The following is a 20,313-nucleotide window of genomic DNA, read 5'->3' on the forward strand; positions in this document are numbered from 1 at the left end:
CTTGCCTTGGCAGGCGTTTTATGGTCTTGGAAGCGCCAAATTGCGCGCCGATGCGCCAGGCACCTCAGGACGATCCAGCATGAAAATCAACGGCAACGAAATCCGCCCCGGCAACGTCATCGAACACAATGGCGGCCTCTGGGTCGCGGTCAAGACCAACGCGGTGAAGCCCGGCAAGGGCGGCGCCTACAACCAGGTCGAACTCAAGAACCTCATCGACGGGACCAAGCTCAACGAGCGGTTCCGCGCCGCCGAGACCGTCGAGAAGGTCCGCCTCGAGCAGAAGGATTTCACCTTCCTCTACGAGCAGGACCAGGCGCTGGTGTTCATGGATTCAGAATCCTACGAGCAGCTCGAGCTGCAGAAGGACTTCGTCGGCGACCGCGCCGCCTTCCTGCAGGACGGCATGACCGTCACCGTCGAGCTCTACGAGGAAAAGCCGATCGGCATCTCCCTGCCGGATCAGGTGACGCTCGAGGTCGTCGAGGCGGACCCGGTGGTCAAGGGCCAGACGGCGGCTTCATCCTACAAGCCGGCCGTGATGGAAAATGGCGTCCGCGTCATGGTTCCGCCCTTCATCTCCGCCGGCGAGAAGATCGTCGTCGACACCAATGAGATCACCTATCTGCGCCGCGGCGAATAAGCCCGGCGCATTGATCCCCCAGCACGCCCAGACAGACGAAAGCAGATTTCATGGCCCGTTCGGCGCTCATCAATGTCATGGTTCAGACCGCGATGAAGGCGGGCCGCTCCCTGTCGCGCGACTTCGGCGAGGTCCAGAACCTGCAGGTCTCGCTGAAAGGACCCGGCGACTATGTCAGCCAGGCAGACCGCAAGGCTGAAGAAATCATCTACAACGAGCTGTCGCGCGCCCGCCCCGGCTATTCCTTCCTGATGGAGGAGGGCGGCTCGGTGGAAGGCGACGATCCGCAGCACCGCTGGATCGTCGATCCGCTCGACGGCACGACCAACTTCCTGCACGGCATCCCCGTCTTCGCCATCTCGATCGCTCTGGAGCGCCAGGGCCAGCTCGTCGCCGGCGTCATCTACAACCCGGCCATGGACGAGCTTTACACCGCCGAGCGCGGCGGCGGCGCGTTCCTTAACGACCGGCGTCTGCGCGTCGCCGCGCGCAGCAAGCTCTCCGACGCGGTCATCGGCACCGGCATCCCGCATCTGGGCCGGGGGCACCATGGCAACGCCCTGCTCGACCTGCGCAACGTGATGGGCGAGACCGCCGGCATCCGCCGCCTCGGATCGGCCGCGCTCGATCTAGCCTATGTCGCCGCGGGCCGCATGGACGGCTTCTGGGAAGACACGCTGGCCCCCTGGGACATGGCCGCGGGCATCGTCATGGTGCGCGAGGCCGGCGGCTTCGTGACCGACCGCGACGGCGGCGGCAAGATCTTCGAGACCGGCAAGGTCGTTGCGGGCAACGAGGCAATCCACCGTTCCCTGCTGAAGACGCTGGCCAAGCAGGGCCGCTAGCCCCGTTCGGCGTTTCAACGGCATCTCGAACGGGTCTGGGATCTGAGAGCGGGAACCGGCCCATGCTTCCCGTCGAACGGGCGAGGCGCGCAACCCCGGATCGCACATGTCTGCTGCAGGTTAAGTCTGTATAGACGGTTCCTGTGCCTCACTTTCAATTTCGTCATATTTGCGATTAGGATCGGCGCTATCAGGAATCACTGCATGTTCTGCGTTGCAACGCACATGAGGAGCAGATGGCCTTGCTGAAATCGCGGGAGGATGACGAACCGTCCATCGGGGCCGAATACGACCCCCACACGCTGTCCAGCCCTCAGGTCTTTCTCTACTCGATGCTGGTGTTCCTTGCGATCGCCGGCTTCGTCGCGGCGATCCTCTACCGGCAGATCGCTTCGGCCTTCCAGACCAATCCCGGTCTCAACGGCCTGATCCTCGGCGTTCTGCTGATCGGCATCCTGCTCGCCTTCCTGCAGGTCACCCGCCTTTTCCGCGAAGTGCGCTGGGTCAACTCGTTCCGCATGGGCTCGGATGCATCCGACCCGGTGCTCCTGGCGCCCATGAAGGCACTGCTGAGCCGCTCCTCCACCATGGCGCTGTCGACCGCCTCGATGCGCTCGATCCTCGATTCCATCGCCACCCGGCTCGACGAGAGCCGCGACATCTCGCGCTACCTGATCGGTCTTCTGGTCTTTCTCGGCCTGCTCGGCACCTTCTGGGGCCTCCTTCAGACCATCGGCTCGATCGGCGACACGATCCAGTCGCTCGATCCCGCCTCGGGCAATGCCAACGACGTGCTCGATGCGCTCAAGTCCGGCCTGTCGGCACCGCTCGACGGGATGGGAACGGCGTTCTCCTCATCGCTCTTCGGCCTTTCCGGCTCGCTCGTTCTCGGCTTTCTCGACCTGCAGGCCGGCCGGGCGCAGAACCGGTTCTACACCGAGCTGGAAAACTGGCTGTCTTCCGTGACGGATCTCGGCTCCGACTTCGCGGAGGGCCGCAACGGCGCTTCGGACGAGATGCAGGCGCTGGCCGACAAGCTGCGCAGCGTGCAGGAGAGTGGCGGCGCCAATCCGCGCCTCGCCGCCTCGATGGCCAATCTGGCCGAAGGAATCTCCGGCCTGGTGAAGAACATGCGCCAGGAACAGCAGATGATGCGCGACTGGGTCGAGGCCCAGGCCGAGGAACAGAAGGCGATGCGCTCGACGCTGGAGAAGATCGCCACATCGCTGAGAAAGCGGGACGGCTGACATGGCGCTGGCCCGAGGGCGGCGTACCGACCGCCGCGTCGACTACTGGCCGGGCTTCGTCGATGCGATGGCGACGCTGCTGCTTGCCATCATGTTCCTCCTGTCCGTGTTCGTGCTGGCGCAGTATTTCCTCAGCCAGGAAATCACCGGCAAGGATGCCGTCCTCGACCGGCTGAACACCCAGATCAACGAGCTGACGCAGCTTCTGGCGCTGGAGCAGGCCAACACGCAGGACGCTGAGGACGCGCTGGCCAATCTGCGCGCCTCGCTGGAAGAAGCCCAGTCCGAGAAGTCGCGGCTGGAGCAGATCCTGGCCAGCGGCACGGGGCAGAGCGAGGAGGCGGCCGCCCGCATCGGCGCGCTGAGCGGTGAACTGGAGACGGAGCGCCAGCTCAGCCAGCGCGCCATGTCGCAGGTCGAACTGCTCAACCAGCAGATCTCCGCCCTGCGCAAGCAGATCGGCGCGCTGGAGGCGGCGCTGGAGACCTCCGAGAGACGCGACAGGGAATCCAACACCAAGATCGCTGATCTCGGGCGCCGGCTGAACGTCGCGCTCGCCCAGCGTGTGCAGGAACTCAACCGCTACCGCTCGGATTTCTTCGGCCGGCTGCGCGAAATCCTCTCCGACCGCGAGAACATCCGCATCGTCGGCGACCGCTTCGTCTTCCAGTCGGAGGTGCTGTTCCCGTCCGGCGCAACGGAGATCAACCCGAACGGCCAGACGGAGATGCGCAAGCTCGCCGAGGCGATCCTCGAATTGCAGAAGGAAATCCCCCCGGAGATCAACTGGGTGCTGCGCGTCGACGGCCACACCGACGACGTGCCGCTGTCCGGCACGGGACGCTTCCGCGATAACTGGGAGCTTTCCACCGCCCGCGCCACGGCGGTCGTGAAATACCTGATCGAGAACGGCGTGCCGGCCAACAGGCTTGTCGCCGCCGGCTTCGGCGAGTTTCAGCCCCTCGACCCGGCGGACACGCCCGAGGCCCGTGGCAGGAACCGCCGCATCGAGCTGAAGCTGACCGAGCGCTGACGCTCTCCCTTTCACGCCTTTCCCAACTTGCGAAGCCGACCGACTTCGTGTCCCTTGCCCGCGTCTGCAATTGAGGTGTCTCATGTCCTTCCGGAAACTCGATGAACTCGGCCACAGGCTCGCTGCCCTGGAGCATGCGCTGGCCATTCTTGGCGCCGATGAGGCGACACACATGGCGCCTGGCGGCGGCGAGGCGCGCGCCGAGGCGATGTCGGCGCTGGCCGGCATGGCGCATCGTCAGGCGAGCGCGCCCGAGATCGGCGACTGGATATCCGCCGCCGAGACAGAAGACCTCAATCCCGAGCAGCAGACGGCCGTCGCCGAGTTCCGCCGTCACTACGTCAACCTGACCGCGCTGCCGACGGAGTTCGTCGAGCGCCAGACCCGGACGCGCATGCGCTGCGAGCAGCTCTGGCGCGACCTGCGCGCGAAGGGAGACTGGGCTGGTTTCCTGCCGGCACTGGAAGGCGTGATCGAGCTTGCCCGCGAGGAAGCCTCCCTGCGGGCCGGCGTGCTCGGCCTCTCCCCCTACGATGCCCTGATGGAGCAGTTCGATCCCGGCAACCGCGTTGCCGATATCGCCCCGGTGTTCGCCGAACTCAAAGCCTTTCTGGTCGATTTCGTTCCGAAGGCCCTCGAAGTCCAGGAAAGGCGCCGCGAAAAGCACCCGCTGCGTCCCCTGTCCGGCAACTACCCGATCGAGCGGCAGCGGGAACTCGGCCTCGCCATGATGACCGCCGTCGGTTTCGACCTGACGCGCGGCAGCCTGTCCGTCTCGCATCACCCCTTCTGCGGCGGCGTGCCGACAGATGTGCGCATCACGACCCGTTACCGGACCACCGAGTTCCTGTCCTCGCTGATGGGCATCCTGCACGAGACCGGCCACGCGCTCTACGAGCAGAACCTGCCGCGCCAATGGGCCCACTGGCCGCTCGGCAAGGCGCGCGGCATGGCGATGCACGAGAGCCAGAGCCTGTTCGTCGAGAAGCAGATCGGCCGCAATCCCGCCTTCTGGGAGTGGGCGCTGCCCGTGGTGGAAAAGCACCTTGGAGAGGCGTGGTCGAAGGACGAGATCCTCGCCCATGTGCATCATGTGGAGCGCGGGCTGATCCGCGTCGATGCCGACGAGGTCACCTATCCGCTGCACGTCATCCTGCGCTTCGAGCTGGAGCAGGATCTGATTTCCGGCGCGCTCGAGGCGCGCGACCTGCCGGAAGCCTGGGACCAGAAGATGCGCGACTATCTCGGCCTGTCGACCATCGACGCGCCGCAGGACGGCCCCATGCAGGACGTGCACTGGCCCTCCGCCGCCTTCGGCTATTTCCCCTCCTACACGCTGGGCGCCATGATCGCCGCGCAGCAATGGGCGGCGATCGAGAAGGAGATTCCAGACGTTGAGGCGCAGTTCGCCAAGGGGCAGTTCGACGCCGTCAATGCGTGGCGGAACGACCGGGTCTGGTCGCAGGCCTCGCTCTGGTCGACGCCCGAGCTGATCGAACGGGCGACGGGCGAACCGCTCAACGCGGCGCATTTCACGGCCCATCTGGAGGCGCGCTACGGCGGCTGAGCGCCGTCGGCCGGGGCACGGATGGACTTGTCAGGCAAGGCTGCTTCGGCGCAATGTCCGCCATCATGACAGTGACCGCGCCAGAGACCGATTCCCCTTCCACCGTCGCCACGGTGGCCGACGCCATCACCGCCGCCGTGCGCGGCGGACGGCTGGTGCCCGGCCAGCGCCTGACGGAGAATGCGTTCACCGCCCGCCTCGGCGTTTCCCGTTCATCCGTGCGCGAGGCATTCCGCCAGCTCGCCGCCGACGGGCTCCTGGTCGCCGAACCCCATCGCGGCGTCACCGTTCGCCAGCTGTCCCGCGGCGAGGTCGACAATCTCTTCGCCGTGCGCGGCGCGCTCGAAACCCTTGCCGTGCAACTGGCCCTGCCGACGCTCCATGCCGCGCCGGGGCCGCTCATTGCCTTGCAGGCGGAGCTCGACGCGGCGGCGGAAGCAGGCGAAATGGCCCGGTTCTCGGATCTCAACGGCCGCTATCATCTCCTGTTTCGCCGGAACGCGGGAAATCCGCTCCTGGACGAGACGCTGACCCGCCTCCTGAATTCGCTCTATTGGTTGCAGTTTCGCGTCATGGTGGACAGCACCGACGTGTTCGAGACCAATCGCCAGCATCAGCACCTCACCGCCTGCATCGCAGCCGCGGACGCGGCTAGCGCCGAAGCCGCCATGCGGGAGCATGTCGAGACGGCGCGCCTGCTGATACAATCCCTGCCCGACGACCATTTCGCGCCGGATCCACGCTGACCGGCGCCCCTGTGGCGACGGACCTTGACGGATGCGCAAATCTCTAGGATTGTCGGACAAAATTATCAGACAAATTTGAGGAGACCCTCATGACCGCGCACATGACCAAGGAATACCGCCCCATTCCGCTGCCCGACTTCCAGGAGATTCCCGTCGAGGAGATGCGCGCCCGGGCCAAGGCGTTCTACGAGGAAATCCGCACCCGCCATACGGTCCGCGACTTTTCCACGCGCCCGGTGCCGCGCGACATCATCGAGACCTGCATCCTGGCCGCCGGCACGGCGCCCAACGGCGCCAATCACCAGCCCTGGCATTTCGCCGTCATCGGCGACCCGGCGCTCAAGAAGCAGATCCGCGAAGCGGCTGAAATCGAGGAGAAGACCTTTTACGAAGGCCGTGCCGGCGAAGAATGGCTACAGGCGCTGGCGCCCCTCGGCACCGACGCCAACAAGCCTTTTCTCGAGGAAGCCCCCTGGCTGATCTGCATCTTCGGCGAGCGCAAGAGCCGTTCGGCGGACGGCGTCGCGCGCAAGAACTACTACGTGCCCGAATCCGTCAGCATCGCCACGGGCTTCCTGATCGCCGCCCTGCACCGGGCAGGCCTTGCGACCCTGACCCACACGCCCAACCCGATGAGCTTCCTCAACGAACTGTGCGGCCGCCACCCGCACGACAAGCCCTACATCCTGATGGTCGTCGGCTACCCCAGGGAAGACGCAACCATTCCGACCCACGCCATCGAGAAGAAGCCCCTCGAGGAGATCGCCACGTTCCTGTAGAGCGTCAAAGCGTTTTGCAGTCAGGTGGAATCGCCTGATGCCCGCACAAACGCGGTAGAACGATGCGATAGACCCGTTCAGCGTTTTCCTGAAATAATGGACCGGTCCGGTCGGGCCTACTCCGCCGCATCGCCGAACGCGTTGGCGCCGGCTTCGAACTGCAGGCTGGCGAGCTTGGCATAGGCCCCGCCCTTGGCGACGAGGGCGGCATGGGTGCCTTCCTCGACGATCCGTCCGTCATCCATGACGAGAATGCGGTCGGCCTTCAGCACAGTCGCCAGCCGATGGGCGATCACGACGGTGGTGCGGTCCCGCATCAGGTGCTCCAGCGCCTTCTGCACGAGCGTCTCGCTCTGCGAATCGAGCGCGGAGGTTGCCTCGTCGAGCAGCAGGATCGGCGCATCGCGCAGGATCGCCCGCGCGATCGCCACCCGCTGCCGCTGGCCGCCCGACAGGGTGACCCCGCGCTCGCCGACCTCCGTGTCGTATCCCTGCGCCATCTCGCTGATGAAATCATGCGCCAGCGCCGCCCGGGCAGCTGCCTCGATCTCGGCGCGGCTGGCATCCGGCCGGCCGAAGGCGATGTTCTCGGCCGCCGTCGCCGCGAAGATCGTCACGTCCTGCGGAACGATCGCCATGTGCGCCCGCAAGGCCTGCGGGTCCGCGTCGCGGGCATCCACGCCGTCGACCAGAATGCGCCCCGTATCGGGATCGTAATAGCGCAGCAGAAGCGAGAACACCGTCGTCTTGCCGGCGCCGGAGGCCCCGACGATTGCCACGGTCTCGCCTGGCTCGACCGTGAACGACAGGCCGTGCAGGGCGGAGCGTTCCGGCCGCGTCGGATAGGCGAAGGAGACCGCGTCGAACGTCACCGCGCCGCGCGCCGGTTCCAGCAGCGCAACCGGCCTGGCCGGAGCGACGATGGCCGGCGTTTCGGCAAGCAGCTCGCTCATCCGCTCGGCGGCGCCCGCCGCCTGGGAAAGCTCGCCCCAGACCTCAGACAGCGCGCCGAGCGCCCCGGCGGCCAGCACGGAGTAGAGCAGGAACTGGCCGAGCGTGCCCGGCGTCATCGCACCGGACAGCACGTCGCGCGAGCCGAACCACAGCACCGCCACCACGGACGCGAAGGTGAGGAAGATCGCGAAGAAAGTCAGGAACGACCGCGCCAGGATGGAAGCACGCGCCGCCGCGAACGCCGTTTCGATGGCCCCGGCGAACGCCTTCGTCACCGCGTTTTCACCCGTGAAGGCCTGGAGGGTGCGCACCGCCCCGATCTGTTCGCTGGCATAGGCCGTGGCGTCGGCCAGCGTGTCCTGCGCAAAGCGCGAGCGGCGGCGGACGGACCGCCCGAAAGCCACCAGCGGCAGGACGATGACGGGAATGGCCGCGACGACGATCAGCGAGAGGCGCGGGCTCGTCACCACCATCATGCCGACCGCGCCAAGACCCATGATCAGATTGCGCAGCGCCACCGAGGCGGTCGCGCCGACGGCCGATTTGACCTGCGTCGCGTCGGCCGAAAGACGCGAGACGATCTCGCCTGATTGCACCGTGTCGAAGAAGGCCGGCGAAAGCCGCGTCACATGCGCAAACACATCGCGGCGCAGATCGGCCACGACCCGCTCGCCCAGCGTGATCACGAAGAAATAGCGCCCCGCCGAGGCCAGCGCCAGGACGGCGGCGATGACGATCAGCATCGAGAAGTAGTTGGCGATGAAGACCGAGTCGGACTCTGAGAAGCCATGGTCGATCATCCGCCGGACCGCGAGCGGCAGGGTCAGCGTTGCGATGGCCGCCATGACCAGGAAGACGCCCGCGCCGAAAGCCAGCCCGCGATAGCGCGCCACATAGGGCACGAGGCGTCGCAGCGGCTTCAGCGAGCGCCGCCTGGCGGTTGCCTCTGCTGCACGGGATGCCGTGTCTGAACCCGCCATTGCCTGCCTTTCCGCCCTCATCGCGCCCGAGCCGGGAAATTCTGCCCCGCTCCAGTCTTGTCTTGCCGAAGCGCCTGATGTATAGGCACGCCAACCATTTCCGAAGCCGTAGCCTTCCTTGGCCGCGGCTTCAAGTTTTCAAGATGGGTGCAATTGCCGCAACATGGCTTCGATTGGCACCCCGAGAGAGTTCAGGACAGACCGATGAAAGCCGATATTCATCCAGACTACCACACCATCAAGGTCGTCATGACGGACGGCACCGAGTACGAGACCCGCTCCACCTGGGGCAAGGAAGGCGACACGCTGCAGCTCGACATCGACCCGTCCACGCACCCGGCATGGACCGGTGGCCAGCAGTCGCTGATGGATCGCGGCGGCCGCGTCTCCAAGTTCAAGAAGCGCTACGAGGGCCTCGGCATCTAAGCCGGCTTCGCAACGAGCTTTCGAAAAACCCGCCTCACTCAGGCGGGTTTTTTGTTGCCGCCCTGTCGCTGTGGCCGAGATCCCGCTCCGGATCGATGATGTCGCGGACGCGCTGCTTCAGCACCTTGGCCTCGGGGAAGCCGCCGTCGCGCTTGCGCTCCCAGATGAGCGTCCCATTGCAGGTGATCTCGAAGATGCCGCCCGTGCCGGGCCGGAGGCTGACTTCGGCGAGTTCGGTGGAGAAGGTCGAAAGCAGCTCCTGCGCCAGCCAGGCCGAGCGCAGGAGCCATTGGCATTGCGTGCAATAGGTGATCGCGACGCGATGCCCGGTCATGGCCGTCAGGCCGCGCTGAGCTTAGCCAGCGTCTCGTCGTCCACCTCGAAATTGGCGTAGACGTTCTGCACGTCGTCGTCGTCCTCGAGCGTGGCGATCAGCTTCAGGATCGACTGCGCGCGATCCTCGTCGACCGGCGTTCCCGTCTGCGGCCGCCAGATCGCCTTCACCGACTCGGCTTCGCCCAGTGCCGTTTCCAGCGCGGAGGTGACCTCGCCGATATCCTCGAAGCCACAGGTGATGACGTGGCCGTCCTCGTCGGACTGCACGTCTTCGGCGCCCGCCTCGATGGCAGCTTCCATCACCTTGTCGGCGTCACCGACGCTTGCCGGATAGACGATCTCCCCGACGCGGTCGAACATGAAGGAGACGGAGCCCGTTTCGCCAAGCGCCCCGCCGGCCTTGGTGAAGGCTGCACGCACATTCGAGGCGGAGCGGTTGCGGTTGTCCGTCAGCGCCTCGACGATGACGGCGACGCCGCCCGGGCCATAGCCCTCGTAGCGCACTTCCTCATAGTTCTCCGCATCGCCGCCGGAGGCCTTCTTGATGGCTCGCTCGATATTGTCCTTCGGCATGGACTGCGCCTTGGCGTTCTGGACCGCAAGGCGCAGGCGTGGGTTCATCGCCGGGTCAGGCAGGCCAGACTTGGCGGCAACCGTGATCTCGCGCGCCAGCTTGGAAAACATCTTCGAACGGACGGCATCCTGCCGTCCCTTGCGGTGCATGATGTTCTTGAATTGGGAATGACCGGCCATGGGGCTCCTTTTCACGGACTTTTGAAAACATCGGAATTGCCGCGCCTTATAGTGAAAATGCCGGCCAACGTCCAGAAGCGCAAGCAGGGGCGGCGGCGGGCGGACTGGTTTTGACGGACCCTTTCCTGCTTGCCGAAACGGGAGATGCTCATGACCGCAGTCGCTACCGCCTGGCGCACTCTTGTCGTCTTACTGCCGTTCCTGCTGTTTCCGCTGGCCGGTTCCCACGCGCAGGAGCAGCGGCCCAGCACCTGCCTCGCCATGGCTCGGGCATTGCCGAACGTGATCTACGCCTCGGTGCTGCTCCCCGCGGCCGCGAGCGCCGAGACGGTCGAGATCACCTACGCCGGTCATTCCACCTATCTCATAGAGACTCCCGGCGGCGTCACCATCGCCACCGATTTCTCCGGCGCCTACGGCGCAAACCCGGCGCCCCGCGTCGTCACCATGAACAAGGCGCACGGAACGCATTTCACCATGAACCCCGACCCCGCCATCGAGCATGTGCTGCCCGGCTGGAACCCGGATGGCGGACCGGCGAAGCATTCACTGCTGGTCGACGACGTCTATATCCGCAACGTGACGACGGACATCCGCCGCTATGGCGCGATGGAGCCCGACGCCAATTCGATCTTCATCTTCGAAGTCGCCGGCCTGTGCATCGGCCATCTCGGCCACCTGCACCACCGGCTGGAGGATTCCCACTATGCGGCGATCGGCCGGCTCGACGTGCTGATGGTGCCGATCGACGGCGGCATGACCCTGTCGCTCGACGGCATGAGCGAGATCGCGCGGCGGCTTTCCTCGTCGGTGATCCTGCCGATGCACCGTCACGCAACCCCGCTCAGCGCCTTCACGAGCCGCATGGGCGAGGGCTTCGATATCGACTTCCGCGAAACGCGCGGCATCACCGTGTCGCTGACCTCCCTGCCGAGAAGGCCGACCATCGTGATCCTGCAGGGCGTCTGAGCGTCACCCTTCGCGCGCGTCCTCCGCCGGCGCGCTGGCGTGCGTCCGCTTGCGCCGCGCCAGCATGTTCAGCCCCTCGACCAGCGCCGAGAAGCCCATGGCGGCATAGATGTAGCCCTTCGGCACGTGGAAGCCCATGCCGTCGGCGATCAGCGTCATGCCGATCATCAGCAGGAAGGCGAGCGCCAGCATCACAACCGTCGGATTGGCCGCAATGAAGCGCGACAGCGGCTCGGCGGCGAGCAGCATCACCGTTACCGCCGCGATGACGGCGATGTACATGATCGCGATCTCGTTGGTCATGCCGACCGCGGTGATGATGGAATCGATCGAGAAGACCAGGTCGAGGAGCAGGATCTGGAAGATGGCCGCGCCAGCGGTCATCGTCACCGCCCCCATCATGTTCTCCTTGCCGTCGTCAGGGTCGACGGAATGGTGGATCTCCTTCGTCGCTTTCCAGACGAGGAACAGGCCGCCCGCGATGAGGATCAGGTCGCGCCACGAGAAGCCGTGGCCGAAGAGTTCGAACAGCGGCGTGGTGAGTTGCACGATGAAGGAGATCGTGGCCAGCAGCGCCAGCCGGAGGATCAGCGCCGCGCCGATGCCGATGCGACGCGCCCGCGCCTGATGCTCCTTGGGCAGTTTGTTGGTGAGGATGGAGATGAAGATCAGGTTGTCGATGCCGAGGACGATCTCGAGCACCACCAGGGTGAACAGAGCAACCCAGGCCTCGGGGCTGGAAACGAAGTCGAAATGTCCGGCAAGCCACTCCATCGCGGCACCCCTCATTGGCAGTTTCTATGATTCGGTTCCGCAGAGTTAGGCGCGCGAACCTCCAGCGTCAACGCCAGAACGCAGGGATCGTTTCCTCGAGGCGCGGTCCCAGCCTCAGCGGCGCGATCTTTTCCGCAAGCCCCGTGCGGTCGGAAATCTCCACGCCCAGCCCGCAGATGGTGGCCGGGCCGTTGGCCGTTTCGAAGCGTCCTTTCGGCACCTTCGCAGTGAAGCGGTTGAGCGGCTCTTCCTTGTCCATGCCGAGAGAGGAATCGTAGTCCCCGCACATGCCGGCATCCGACAGATAGCCGGTGCCGCTGTTGAGAATCTGGTGGTCCGCCGTCGGCTGGTGTGTGTGCGTGCCGATCACGACGCTCGCCCGCCCGTCGACGAAATGGCCGAAGCACATCTTCTCCGACGTCGCCTCCGCGTGGAAATCGATGATCACCGCGTCCGCCTGCTCGCCGAGCGGGCAGGCAGCAAGAACGTCCTCAACGCAGGCGAAGGGATCGTCGAGTTCCGGATGCATGAAGACCCGGCCCATGATGTTGGAGACGAGAACCCGCGCGCCGTTGCGGGCGACATAAACCCCCGCTCCCTTGCCGGGCGTGCCCTTCGGGAAGTTGGCGGGACGCAGGAAGCGCTCCTCGCGCGGCGCGAAGGTCAGCGCCTCGCGCTGGTCCCACACATGATTGCCCGTCGTCACCACGTCGGCGCCGGCGTCGAGCGTGTTCCTGAAGATCTCCTCGGTGATGCCGAACCCGCCGGCGGCGTTCTCGCCGTTCACCACCACGAAATCGAGCTTGAGATCGGAGATCAACCCGGGCAACTGCTCCCAGACCGCTGTCCGACCCGACCGGCCCACCATGTCACCAAGAAATAGAAATCGCATGGAACGGTTCTAGAGCATCGGACCGAAAAGTGGAATCCGGTTTTCGGTCCGACGCTCAGTCAATGATTGGGGTAGTTCTTTGTGCATCCGAAAGAACGCGTGGCGCTCTATAGAGTGGATGCGAAACGGCGCAAGCCGCTTTCGGTAAGGATCTCGTCGAGCGCCATGTCGTGCGGCTCCTCGGGCACGCGCGCGACCTCCTGGCAGTCGAAGGCGACGCCGATCAGCCGCGGCGGACGCCCCCGCGCCACGAGCCGGGCGATCGCCCGGTCGTAATAGCCGGCGCCGTAGCCGATGCGATGGCCGCGACCGTCGAAAGCTGCGAGCGGCACCAGCATCAGGTCCGGATCGAGTACGGCCGCCGTCGCGTCAGGCCCCTGCGTGCCGAACCCCATGTCGATGAGCGGGGCATCACGCAGGAACGCGCGGAAGACGATGGTGGTCCTGTCGAGGATGGCCGGCAGGCAGAGCCGGGCGCCGCGCCCGGCGAGCGCCTCCATCAGCGGCCGCACGTCCATTTCCGAACGCATCGGCCAGAAGCCGGAGACGACCGTCTCCGGGGCGGGGTCGATCTCGGCCGCCGCTCCGGCAAGATCGAGCGCCGCCCGTGCGCGCCAGGCGGCGTCCAGCCCGTCGCGTCGGGCCAGCGCCTGCCGGCGGAGTTCCTTCTTGAGGTCGCGTGAAGGAGTCATGGAGCGAAACCCGCCAAGGCCGGCAGGTGGCATACCCCCCTCTGTCCTGCCGGACATCTCCCCCTCAGGGGGGGAGATTGGCCGTCATCGATGCCTCGCGCATTCGCAGATGCGGCATGGCGGAGCCGCGAGTGATTTGCGATCTCCCCCCTTGTGGGGGAGATGTCCGGCAGGACAGAGGGGGGCGTGAAAAGCTCCGGCATGCGCCCACGATAGGCGAGCCGGCGGCATCGGGAAAGGAAGGAAAGATGGCGATCCACGACGACCGATGGAATGTCGATCCCGGGAACCTACACAGTAGGTGGGCGCCGTATGGCCAAGCCCACGGGCAAGACCAGGGACAGCTCCCTTAGAGATCGATAAGGCCCCGGGGATAAGTTTTCCTGTCGGGAAGCGCAGACCGCTGCCGCCAATATAGGCGCGCCTCCGAGGCTCCGCCAGTGGCATTTGCAAACCCCGAAAATTGATTCCGGTTTCCGGGCCGATGCGTTAGGTTCGCGAAACCGTTTGGACTTGAACAAAGCTCGAAGGATCTGTGCGCATGCGTTTCGAAGGCACGGCGGAATATGTCGCCGACAAGGACCTGATGGTGGCCGTCAACGCGGCGATCGCGCTGGAACGGCCCTTGCTGGTCAAGGGCGAGCCGGGCACCGGCAAGACGGAGCTGGCCCGCCAGGTGGCGGCGAGCCTCGGCCTCGACCTGATCGAATGGCACGTCAAGTCGACGACGCGCGCCCAGCAGGGCCTTTACGAATACGACGCCGTCTCGCGGCTGCGCGACAGCCAGCTCGGCGACGAACGCTTCAACGACATCAAGAACTACATCAAGCGCGGCAAGCTGTGGGAGGCCTTCGCGGCCGACCGCAAGTGCGTGCTCCTGATCGACGAGATCGACAAGGCCGACATCGAGTTTCCCAACGACCTGCTGCAGGAGCTCGATAAGATGGAGTTCTTCGTCTACGAGACCGGCGAGACGGTGCGCGCCGTGAACCGCCCCATCGTCATCATCACCTCGAACAACGAGAAGGAGCTGCCCGACGCCTTCCTGCGCCGCTGCTTCTTCCACTACATCCGCTTCCCCGACGCGGAGACGCTGGCGCGGATCGTCGATGTCCACTACCCGGGCATCAAGCGGAACCTGGTATCGGCGGCACTCGGCCAGTTCTACGAGATCCGCGACATGGCGGGCCTGAAGAAGAAACCCTCCACCTCCGAGGCGCTCGACTGGATCCGCCTGCTTGTCGCCGACGACGTGGCGCCGGAGGACCTGCGCGGCGCCGCGACGAACGCCCTCCCCCGCCTGCACGGCGCACTTTTGAAAAACGAACAGGACGTGCACCTGTTCGAGAAGCTGGCCTTCATGGCCCGGCGGCAATAGGCGCAGGACGGCGCTGCGGTGGAGATATTCGTTCCAGTTCCGCCAGGAGATGGCGAATGGGTGGTGACCGACCGTTACCCGGAGCTGGAGAAAATGCTCGACGCAGGCGCCAGACGCATCCCCTGGTGGCGACGGCCGATCAAAGCCCTGCACGTGACGGAGACCGACGACCGGCAGACGCGCCGGACTGTGGACGCGCCATGGATGGGCAGTCACGGCCTGGTGGTGAAACCCGCAGCGCGTGCGGTTCTCGAACCGCTGTTCGGTGCAGCGGCGCAATTCGTGCCGGTGCGCGGCACCCCCTATCCGGGGCTCGACTACGTTCACGTTCACCATCTCGTCAACGTGCTCGACGAGGAGCGTTCGGAGATCGTCTATTTCACGCCCGGCGCGGACATCCTGGAGATCACAAGGCATGTCTTTCTGCCCGAAATCGCCAGCGCAGGCCCGGTTTTCAAGCTGTCGCGCCTGCCGCGCGGCAGCATCTTCCTGCGCGACGATGTGGTCGAGGCGATCCTTACTTCGAACCTGACCGGCTTCGCATTCGAAAAGGTCTGGAGCAACGTGGAATGAGCGGACCGCAGGCTCTATGATCGCCTGGCGCACACCACGCCCTTCGTCAAATACCAGCGCCAGGAGCCGCTATGAGCAGCAGCCTTCAGATCCGTCCCCTTCTGCCCGCCGACGAACCGGAATGGCGACGGCTGTGGACCGCCTATCTGCGGTTCTACGAGACCACCCTGCCGGAGGCCGTCTACGCCTCGACCTGGGAACGGCTGTTTTCCGATGGCATCTACGAGCCGAAGGGGCTGATCGCCGAGCTGGACGGCCGGCCGGTCGGCCTCGTGCATTACATGTTCCACCGCACCTGCTGGGCGGTCGGCGACAATTGCTACCTGCAGGACCTCTATGCGGACCCGGAGGTGCGCGGCAAGGGCATCGGCCGGGCGCTGATCGAGGCCGTCTACGAGAAGGCCGACCAGGCCGGCGCGGCGAACGTCTACTGGTCGACGCAGCACTTCAACGAAACGGCCCGCAAGCTCTACGACCGCATCGGCAGGCTGACGCCCTTCATCAAGTACCAGCGAAGCTGACGACGATGTTTGTCCCCTTCTTCCTCGAGCTGAAAGCCGCGCGCGTGCCCGTCTCGCTGCGCGAATATCTTTCGCTGCTCGAGGGACTGGAGGCGGGACTGGTCACCTATGACGTGGAGGGCTTCTACTATCTGGCCCGCGCCGCGCTGGTGAAGGACGAGCGCCACATCGACCGTTTCGACCGCGTGTTCTCGCGCGTCTTCAAGGGCGTGGAGGCGGTGTCGGGAGCCGATGGCGTCGATGCGCAGGCGATCCCCGAGGAATGGCTCCGCCGGCTCGCCGAGAAGCACCTGACCGAAGAGGAAAAGAAGCTCGTCGAGGCGCTCGGCGGCTTCGACAAGCTGATGGAGACGCTGAGGAAGCGGCTCGAGGAGCAGAAGGGTCGCCATCAGGGCGGCAGCAAGTGGATCGGCACCGCCGGTACCTCCCCCTTCGGCGCCTATGGCTACAATCCCGAAGGCGTGCGCATCGGCCAGCACGAATCGCGCCACCGCCGCGCCGTCAAGGTCTGGGACAAGCGGGAGTTCCGCAATTTCGACGACACCGTGGAACTCGGCACGCGCAACATCAAGGTCGCACTGAAGCGCCTGCGCCGCTGGGTCCGCGAAGGCGCGGAGGAGGAGTTCGACCTGCCCGGCACGGTGCAGGCGACTGCCGAGCACGGCTATCTCGACGTGAAGACCAGGCCCGAGCGGCGCAACGCGGTAAAGCTCCTGATGTTCTTCGATGTCGGCGGCTCGATGGACGACCACATCCGCATCGTCGAGGAGCTGTTCTCCGCCGCACGCGCAGAGTTCAAGCATATGGAGTATTTCTACTTCCACAACTGCCTCTACGAGGGCGTGTGGCGGGACAACCGGCGACGCCATTCCGAGGTCGTGCCGACCTTCGACGTGATCCACAAATACGGCCCCGACTACAAGGCCGTCTTCGTCGGCGACGCGTCCATGAGCCCCTACGAGATCGCCTATCCCGGCGGCGCGGTCGAGCACTGGAACGAGGAGGCCGGCCATGTGTGGATGACGCGCGCCCTCGCCCAGTGGCCGAACGCGGTCTGGCTGAACCCGGTGCCGGAGAAGCACTGGCGCTACACGCATTCGATCCAGATGCTGCGCGAACTGGTCGCCAACCGGATGTTTCCGCTCACCCTGTCGGGGCTGGAAGCGGCGACGCGGGAATTGTCGCGCAGGCATTGAGCCGCAAGGCTCACGCCACGCCGCGCCGGCCCACCATGCGCTGGCCGGGCGCCCTCTGGCCCCGGGCCTCGTCGCCTGCCGTCAGATGCGCCGCGCCCTCCCCGCCGAAGATGATCTGCAGGAAGTCGACCAGCCATTGCTTCAGGTGCCGGTCCCAGATGAGCCGCCCGCCGAGATGGTCGCGGCCCTGCTGCGCGCCGGGCATGACGAAGCGCTGCGACCCGCGCACCACCCAGCGATGCATCATGGCGCGGGTCAGTTCGGCGTGGAACTGGACACCCCAGGCATTGCGGCCATAGCGGAACGCCTGGTTCGTATAGTGATCGGCGGTGGCCAGAAGCGTCGCATCCTTCGGCAGGGAAAAGCCCTCGCGGTGGAACTGGTAGACCATTTCCGGCCAGTGCAGGAGATGGCGTCCCTCATCGGTTGCCCGCAGCGGATACCAGCCGATCTCCACGAGGCCGTCATCATGGCTTTTGACATGCCCTCCGAGATGCTTGACGAGCATCTGCGCGCCGAGGCAGATGCCGAGAAACGGCTTGTCCTCCCTGAGCGGGACGGACAGCCAGTCGGTCTCGCGCTTGACGAATTCGTCATGATCGTTGGCGCTCATCGGCCCGCCGAAGACGACGACGCCGGCATGGTCTTCCAGCGTCTCCGGTAAGGGGTGCCCGAGCGGCGGGCGACGCACGTCGAGCGCGAAGCCCCGGGACTGCAGCACCTGACCGACCCGGCCGGCGCTCGACGTTTCCTGATGCAGGACGATGAGGATCTTGCGGCTTGGGTCGGACACCATGGGCGGGCTAGTCTTCGCTGCTCTTGTCTTGCATCTGCTGGCGCAACAGGACGCGGTCACGGTTGTCGACGCCGATCAGTTCCGCCACGCGCCAGACCAGATTGTCCTCCAGCTCGTGCAGCTCGCCGTCGGCGAACACCACGCCCCACATCAGGCCGATGAACTGCTTGCGGGCATCGGCGTCCAGATGCCGCTTCAGAACGCTGGTGAACGCGTAGAGATCGATCGCCTCCTGCTCGGCCTTCTCGCCGGCCTTCAGCAGATGTTCCAGCTCCGCGCCGCTGACATTGTAGGTCGCCGACAGCGTTTCCCTGAGCCGCTTCATCTCCGCCGCGTCGCGAATGCCGTCGGCGTCGAGCACATGAAACAGGAGAGCGGCTGCCGCGACGCGCGGATCGTCCTCTGGCCGCAGCTGCTGCGCGCGTCCGCCTGCGGGAATGTCTTTCAGGAAGGTGAGAATACGGTCGAACATGAACGATGGCCGCTGTCTTGGGGCTGGGGAAGGATCCGCCGCAACGCGGCGAATCGTTTGCGCCTTTCTTCTAGAATAGGCGGAAGCCGGCCGGGGTCGAGCCGTTCGCCTCGTCGGGATCGACGCCCGGATCGTCGGGTAAGCGCGGCTTCGCGCTCATATCCGCTTCCTCGGACCGCGCTCCGTCCCGTTTGGCCAGATCGGGAGAGGCGGGCTTCGCCGCCACGCTCTGCGGCGGGGTAGGCGCCTTGTCCTTTTGGGGGCCGGCGGCTTCCGGCGAAGCCTTTTCCCCTGTCTCCTGCCCGGTGGCGGGTGCCGGAGGCGGCGTTGCGGCCGGCGTCGCCTCGATCACCACCGCATCGTCGACCTCGGTTTCGCGCGCCGCCGGGAGGACAGCGGGCGTCACGGAGGACGCCGGAGCGAAATCCTCTCCGCTCTCGATCACCTGCGCCAGACGCTCCATCGGCACGCGCCATTCGAAGGCGTCGAGCTTGCCGGTCACCGGCGAGATGGGCGCCCAGTGTTCCGCGACATAGCCGTCGGCCACCCAGGCAGGATCGCGCGGCGCGCGCAGGGCCCTGGCCAGCCATTGCCGCACCCGGCCCTGGTCGCCCGTCTCGGCCTCCTCGATGTCGGCCATCAAGAGATACACGCTTTCGCGCGGGCCGAGCCGGGCGGCGGCCTCCGCCGCGTCGCGCGCCAGTTTGTACTCGGCCGCATCGAGCGCCGCCCGCCCCACCGCAAGCGACGATTCGACATTGTTCTGCTTCAGCGATTCCAGCTTTTTCGCGCGCGTCAGGCGGTCCTGGACCGAATCGCCCGGCCGGGCATGGATGTAGACCGCGGCCACTTCGGGATGCGGTTCCTTCTTCCAGACCGCCTCCAGCACCTTCGACCCCTTGCGCAATTCGCTCTGGCGGAACAGCGCCTTGGCGGCGACCACCGCCGCGGGCACGAAATCCGGCCGCAGCTTGTGCGCTTCGAGCGCCGCGCTGCGGGCGCCCTGCACGTCCGCGTCGAGCGTCTCCATCGCCTTCGCCGTCAACAGCACCGCGCGCCTGCGCGCTGCGCTCTCGCGATCGGCCTGGCTGGCCGGCTTGCGCGTATCGAGCAGCTTCAGCGCCCCGTCCCAATCACCCTCGCCGGTCTTGCCCTCAAGCGCCGCATTGGCTGCCCATTCGAGCTGCGGCGCGTCCTCGACCGCACGCTCCGCATAGTGGCGCGCGGCTTCGCGCTCGCCCATGCGCTCGGCTTCCAGGTAAAGCCCGCGCAGGCCGAGCAGCCGCATTTCGGGATCGTCGAGCATCGCCGTGAACTTGTCGCGCGCTGCCTGCCGGTCGCCTTCCAGAAGGGCCGCCTGTGCGTCGAGCAGGTGGATCAGCGGTTCCTGGTCGGCGGAGATCAGCTTCGCGGCCTGCTTGCCCATGCGCCGGGCAAGGCCGCCATCCCCCGCGCCGGCCGCGATCATACCCGTCGAGAGCGCCTGATAGCCCCGGTCGCGCCGGCGCACGCGAAAATAGCGCGCCACGGTGTAGGGGCTGTTCCAGATGCCGCGGATGAGCCACCACAGGATCATCACCGCTGCGACGATGACGACGATCAGCACCGCCGCCACCATCAGCGTCACTTCGTACCGGTAGCCGGCGAACGTGACCACGAGTTCGCCGGGCCTCTCCGCCAGCCAGGCGAAGCCGAGACCGAGCAGGAAGACGACGAGAAGATAGAAAAGGATGCGAAACAT

At 65.9% G+C, this 20,313-nt stretch carries 22 protein-coding genes and 1 other RNA gene; 13 read left to right on the forward strand and 10 right to left on the reverse strand.

The window, feature by feature from the left end; all coding sequences use genetic code 11:
• Nucleotides 1-79: 79 nt before the first annotated feature.
• The 7 genes from efp to NA2_RS10600 all read left to right on the forward strand — a co-directional run bounded on the left by efp (nt 80) and on the right by NA2_RS10600 (nt 6,860).
• Nucleotides 80-643, forward strand: coding sequence for an elongation factor P (gene efp, locus NA2_RS10570; protein ID WP_008596764.1), 564 nt, complete (start codon nt 80-82; stop codon nt 641-643).
• A gap of 50 nt (nt 644-693) precedes the next feature.
• The gene (locus tag NA2_RS10575) at nt 694-1,488 is read left to right on the forward strand and encodes an inositol monophosphatase family protein (protein ID WP_008596766.1); all 795 of its coding nucleotides are present in this window, start codon (nt 694-696) and stop codon (nt 1,486-1,488) included.
• Between the two features lie 236 nt (nt 1,489-1,724).
• A complete protein-coding gene (locus NA2_RS10580) occupies nt 1,725-2,735 on the forward strand; it encodes a MotA/TolQ/ExbB proton channel family protein (protein WP_008596768.1) in 1,011 nt (336 codons plus the stop codon).
• Between the two features lies 1 nt (nt 2,736).
• Nucleotides 2,737-3,768, forward strand: coding sequence for a peptidoglycan -binding protein (locus NA2_RS10585; RefSeq protein ID WP_008596769.1), 1,032 nt, complete (start codon nt 2,737-2,739; stop codon nt 3,766-3,768).
• A gap of 82 nt (nt 3,769-3,850) precedes the next feature.
• Nucleotides 3,851-5,335, forward strand: coding sequence for a carboxypeptidase M32 (locus NA2_RS10590; protein ID WP_008596770.1), 1,485 nt, complete (start codon nt 3,851-3,853; stop codon nt 5,333-5,335).
• Nucleotides 5,336-5,388: 53 nt separating this feature from the next.
• Nucleotides 5,389-6,081, forward strand: coding sequence for a GntR family transcriptional regulator (locus tag NA2_RS10595; protein WP_008596771.1), 693 nt, complete (start codon nt 5,389-5,391; stop codon nt 6,079-6,081).
• 89 nt (nt 6,082-6,170) lie between these two features.
• On the forward strand, nt 6,171-6,860 hold the full coding sequence (locus tag NA2_RS10600; RefSeq protein WP_008596774.1) for a nitroreductase family protein: 690 nt from the start codon (nt 6,171-6,173) through the stop codon (nt 6,858-6,860).
• A 116-nt stretch (nt 6,861-6,976) separates the two neighbouring features.
• Here the strand turns inward: NA2_RS10600 and NA2_RS10605 are convergent, their stop codons facing one another.
• A complete protein-coding gene (locus NA2_RS10605) occupies nt 6,977-8,794 on the reverse strand; it encodes an ABC transporter transmembrane domain-containing protein (protein ID WP_008596775.1) in 1,818 nt (605 codons plus the stop codon).
• Between the two features lie 204 nt (nt 8,795-8,998).
• Here NA2_RS10605 and rpmE point away from each other — a divergent pair, with 204 nt between their 5' ends.
• Nucleotides 8,999-9,220: a 50S ribosomal protein L31 gene (rpmE, locus tag NA2_RS10610; protein ID WP_008596777.1), complete on the forward strand. Its 222-nt coding sequence runs from the start codon at nt 8,999-9,001 to the stop codon at nt 9,218-9,220.
• A 34-nt stretch (nt 9,221-9,254) separates the two neighbouring features.
• On the opposite strand, the gene NA2_RS10615 is transcribed toward rpmE, so the two are convergent.
• Nucleotides 9,255-9,554, reverse strand: a complete 300-nt coding sequence (locus NA2_RS10615) for an Rdx family protein (protein ID WP_008596778.1) — start codon at nt 9,552-9,554, stop codon at nt 9,255-9,257.
• Between the two features lie 5 nt (nt 9,555-9,559).
• Nucleotides 9,560-10,309, reverse strand: coding sequence for a YebC/PmpR family DNA-binding transcriptional regulator (locus NA2_RS10620; RefSeq protein WP_008596779.1), 750 nt, complete (start codon nt 10,307-10,309; stop codon nt 9,560-9,562).
• Between the two features lie 144 nt (nt 10,310-10,453).
• Here NA2_RS10620 and NA2_RS10625 point away from each other — a divergent pair, with 144 nt between their 5' ends.
• Nucleotides 10,454-11,278 (forward strand): MBL fold metallo-hydrolase, encoded by an 825-nt coding sequence (locus NA2_RS10625; RefSeq protein ID WP_008596780.1) that lies wholly within the window; start codon nt 10,454-10,456, stop codon nt 11,276-11,278.
• A 3-nt stretch (nt 11,279-11,281) separates the two neighbouring features.
• Here the strand turns inward: NA2_RS10625 and NA2_RS10630 are convergent, their stop codons facing one another.
• The 4 genes from NA2_RS10630 to ssrS all read right to left on the reverse strand — a co-directional run bounded on the left by NA2_RS10630 (nt 11,282) and on the right by ssrS (nt 14,041).
• Nucleotides 11,282-12,052 carry a TerC family protein gene (locus NA2_RS10630; RefSeq protein ID WP_008596781.1) on the reverse strand — a complete coding sequence of 257 codons (771 nt, stop codon included), beginning with the start codon at nt 12,050-12,052 and terminating at the stop codon, nt 11,282-11,284.
• Between the two features lie 67 nt (nt 12,053-12,119).
• The gene (locus NA2_RS10635) at nt 12,120-12,944 is read right to left on the reverse strand and encodes a TIGR00282 family metallophosphoesterase (protein WP_008596784.1); all 825 of its coding nucleotides are present in this window, start codon (nt 12,942-12,944) and stop codon (nt 12,120-12,122) included.
• Between the two features lie 107 nt (nt 12,945-13,051).
• On the reverse strand, nt 13,052-13,636 hold the full coding sequence (locus tag NA2_RS10640) for a 5-formyltetrahydrofolate cyclo-ligase (RefSeq protein ID WP_008596786.1): 585 nt from the start codon (nt 13,634-13,636) through the stop codon (nt 13,052-13,054).
• Between the two features lie 249 nt (nt 13,637-13,885).
• Nucleotides 13,886-14,041: non-coding RNA, 6S RNA (ssrS, locus tag NA2_RS21525), on the reverse strand.
• Between the two features lie 136 nt (nt 14,042-14,177).
• On the opposite strand from ssrS, the gene NA2_RS10645 reads away from it, so the two are divergent.
• The 4 genes from NA2_RS10645 (at nt 14,178) to NA2_RS10660 (ending at nt 17,304) form a co-directional block, all read left to right on the forward strand.
• A complete protein-coding gene (locus NA2_RS10645; protein ID WP_008596788.1) occupies nt 14,178-15,014 on the forward strand; it encodes an AAA family ATPase in 837 nt (278 codons plus the stop codon).
• Nucleotides 15,015-15,077: 63 nt separating this feature from the next.
• Nucleotides 15,078-15,587 carry an imm11 family protein gene (locus tag NA2_RS10650; protein WP_157188198.1) on the forward strand — a complete coding sequence of 170 codons (510 nt, stop codon included), beginning with the start codon at nt 15,078-15,080 and terminating at the stop codon, nt 15,585-15,587.
• A gap of 71 nt (nt 15,588-15,658) precedes the next feature.
• Complete coding sequence (locus NA2_RS10655) at nt 15,659-16,108, forward strand: GNAT family N-acetyltransferase (RefSeq protein WP_008596791.1); 450 nt, start codon at nt 15,659-15,661, stop codon at nt 16,106-16,108.
• Nucleotides 16,109-16,113: 5 nt separating this feature from the next.
• Nucleotides 16,114-17,304, forward strand: a complete 1,191-nt coding sequence (locus NA2_RS10660; protein ID WP_008596792.1) for a vWA domain-containing protein — start codon at nt 16,114-16,116, stop codon at nt 17,302-17,304.
• Nucleotides 17,305-17,314: 10 nt separating this feature from the next.
• On the opposite strand, the gene NA2_RS10665 is transcribed toward NA2_RS10660, so the two are convergent.
• From NA2_RS10665 to NA2_RS10675, 3 genes are all read right to left on the reverse strand, one after another.
• Nucleotides 17,315-18,100, reverse strand: coding sequence for a glutamine amidotransferase (locus tag NA2_RS10665; protein ID WP_008596794.1), 786 nt, complete (start codon nt 18,098-18,100; stop codon nt 17,315-17,317).
• A 7-nt stretch (nt 18,101-18,107) separates the two neighbouring features.
• On the reverse strand, nt 18,108-18,572 hold the full coding sequence (locus NA2_RS10670) for a tellurite resistance TerB family protein (protein ID WP_008596795.1): 465 nt from the start codon (nt 18,570-18,572) through the stop codon (nt 18,108-18,110).
• Between the two features lie 70 nt (nt 18,573-18,642).
• Nucleotides 18,643-20,313, reverse strand: coding sequence for a heme biosynthesis protein HemY (locus tag NA2_RS10675; RefSeq protein WP_008596796.1), 1,671 nt, complete (start codon nt 20,311-20,313; stop codon nt 18,643-18,645).

The sequence above is a fragment of the Nitratireductor pacificus pht-3B genome, assembly GCF_000300335.1.
Classification (GTDB): domain Bacteria; phylum Pseudomonadota; class Alphaproteobacteria; order Rhizobiales; family Rhizobiaceae; genus Nitratireductor; species Nitratireductor pacificus.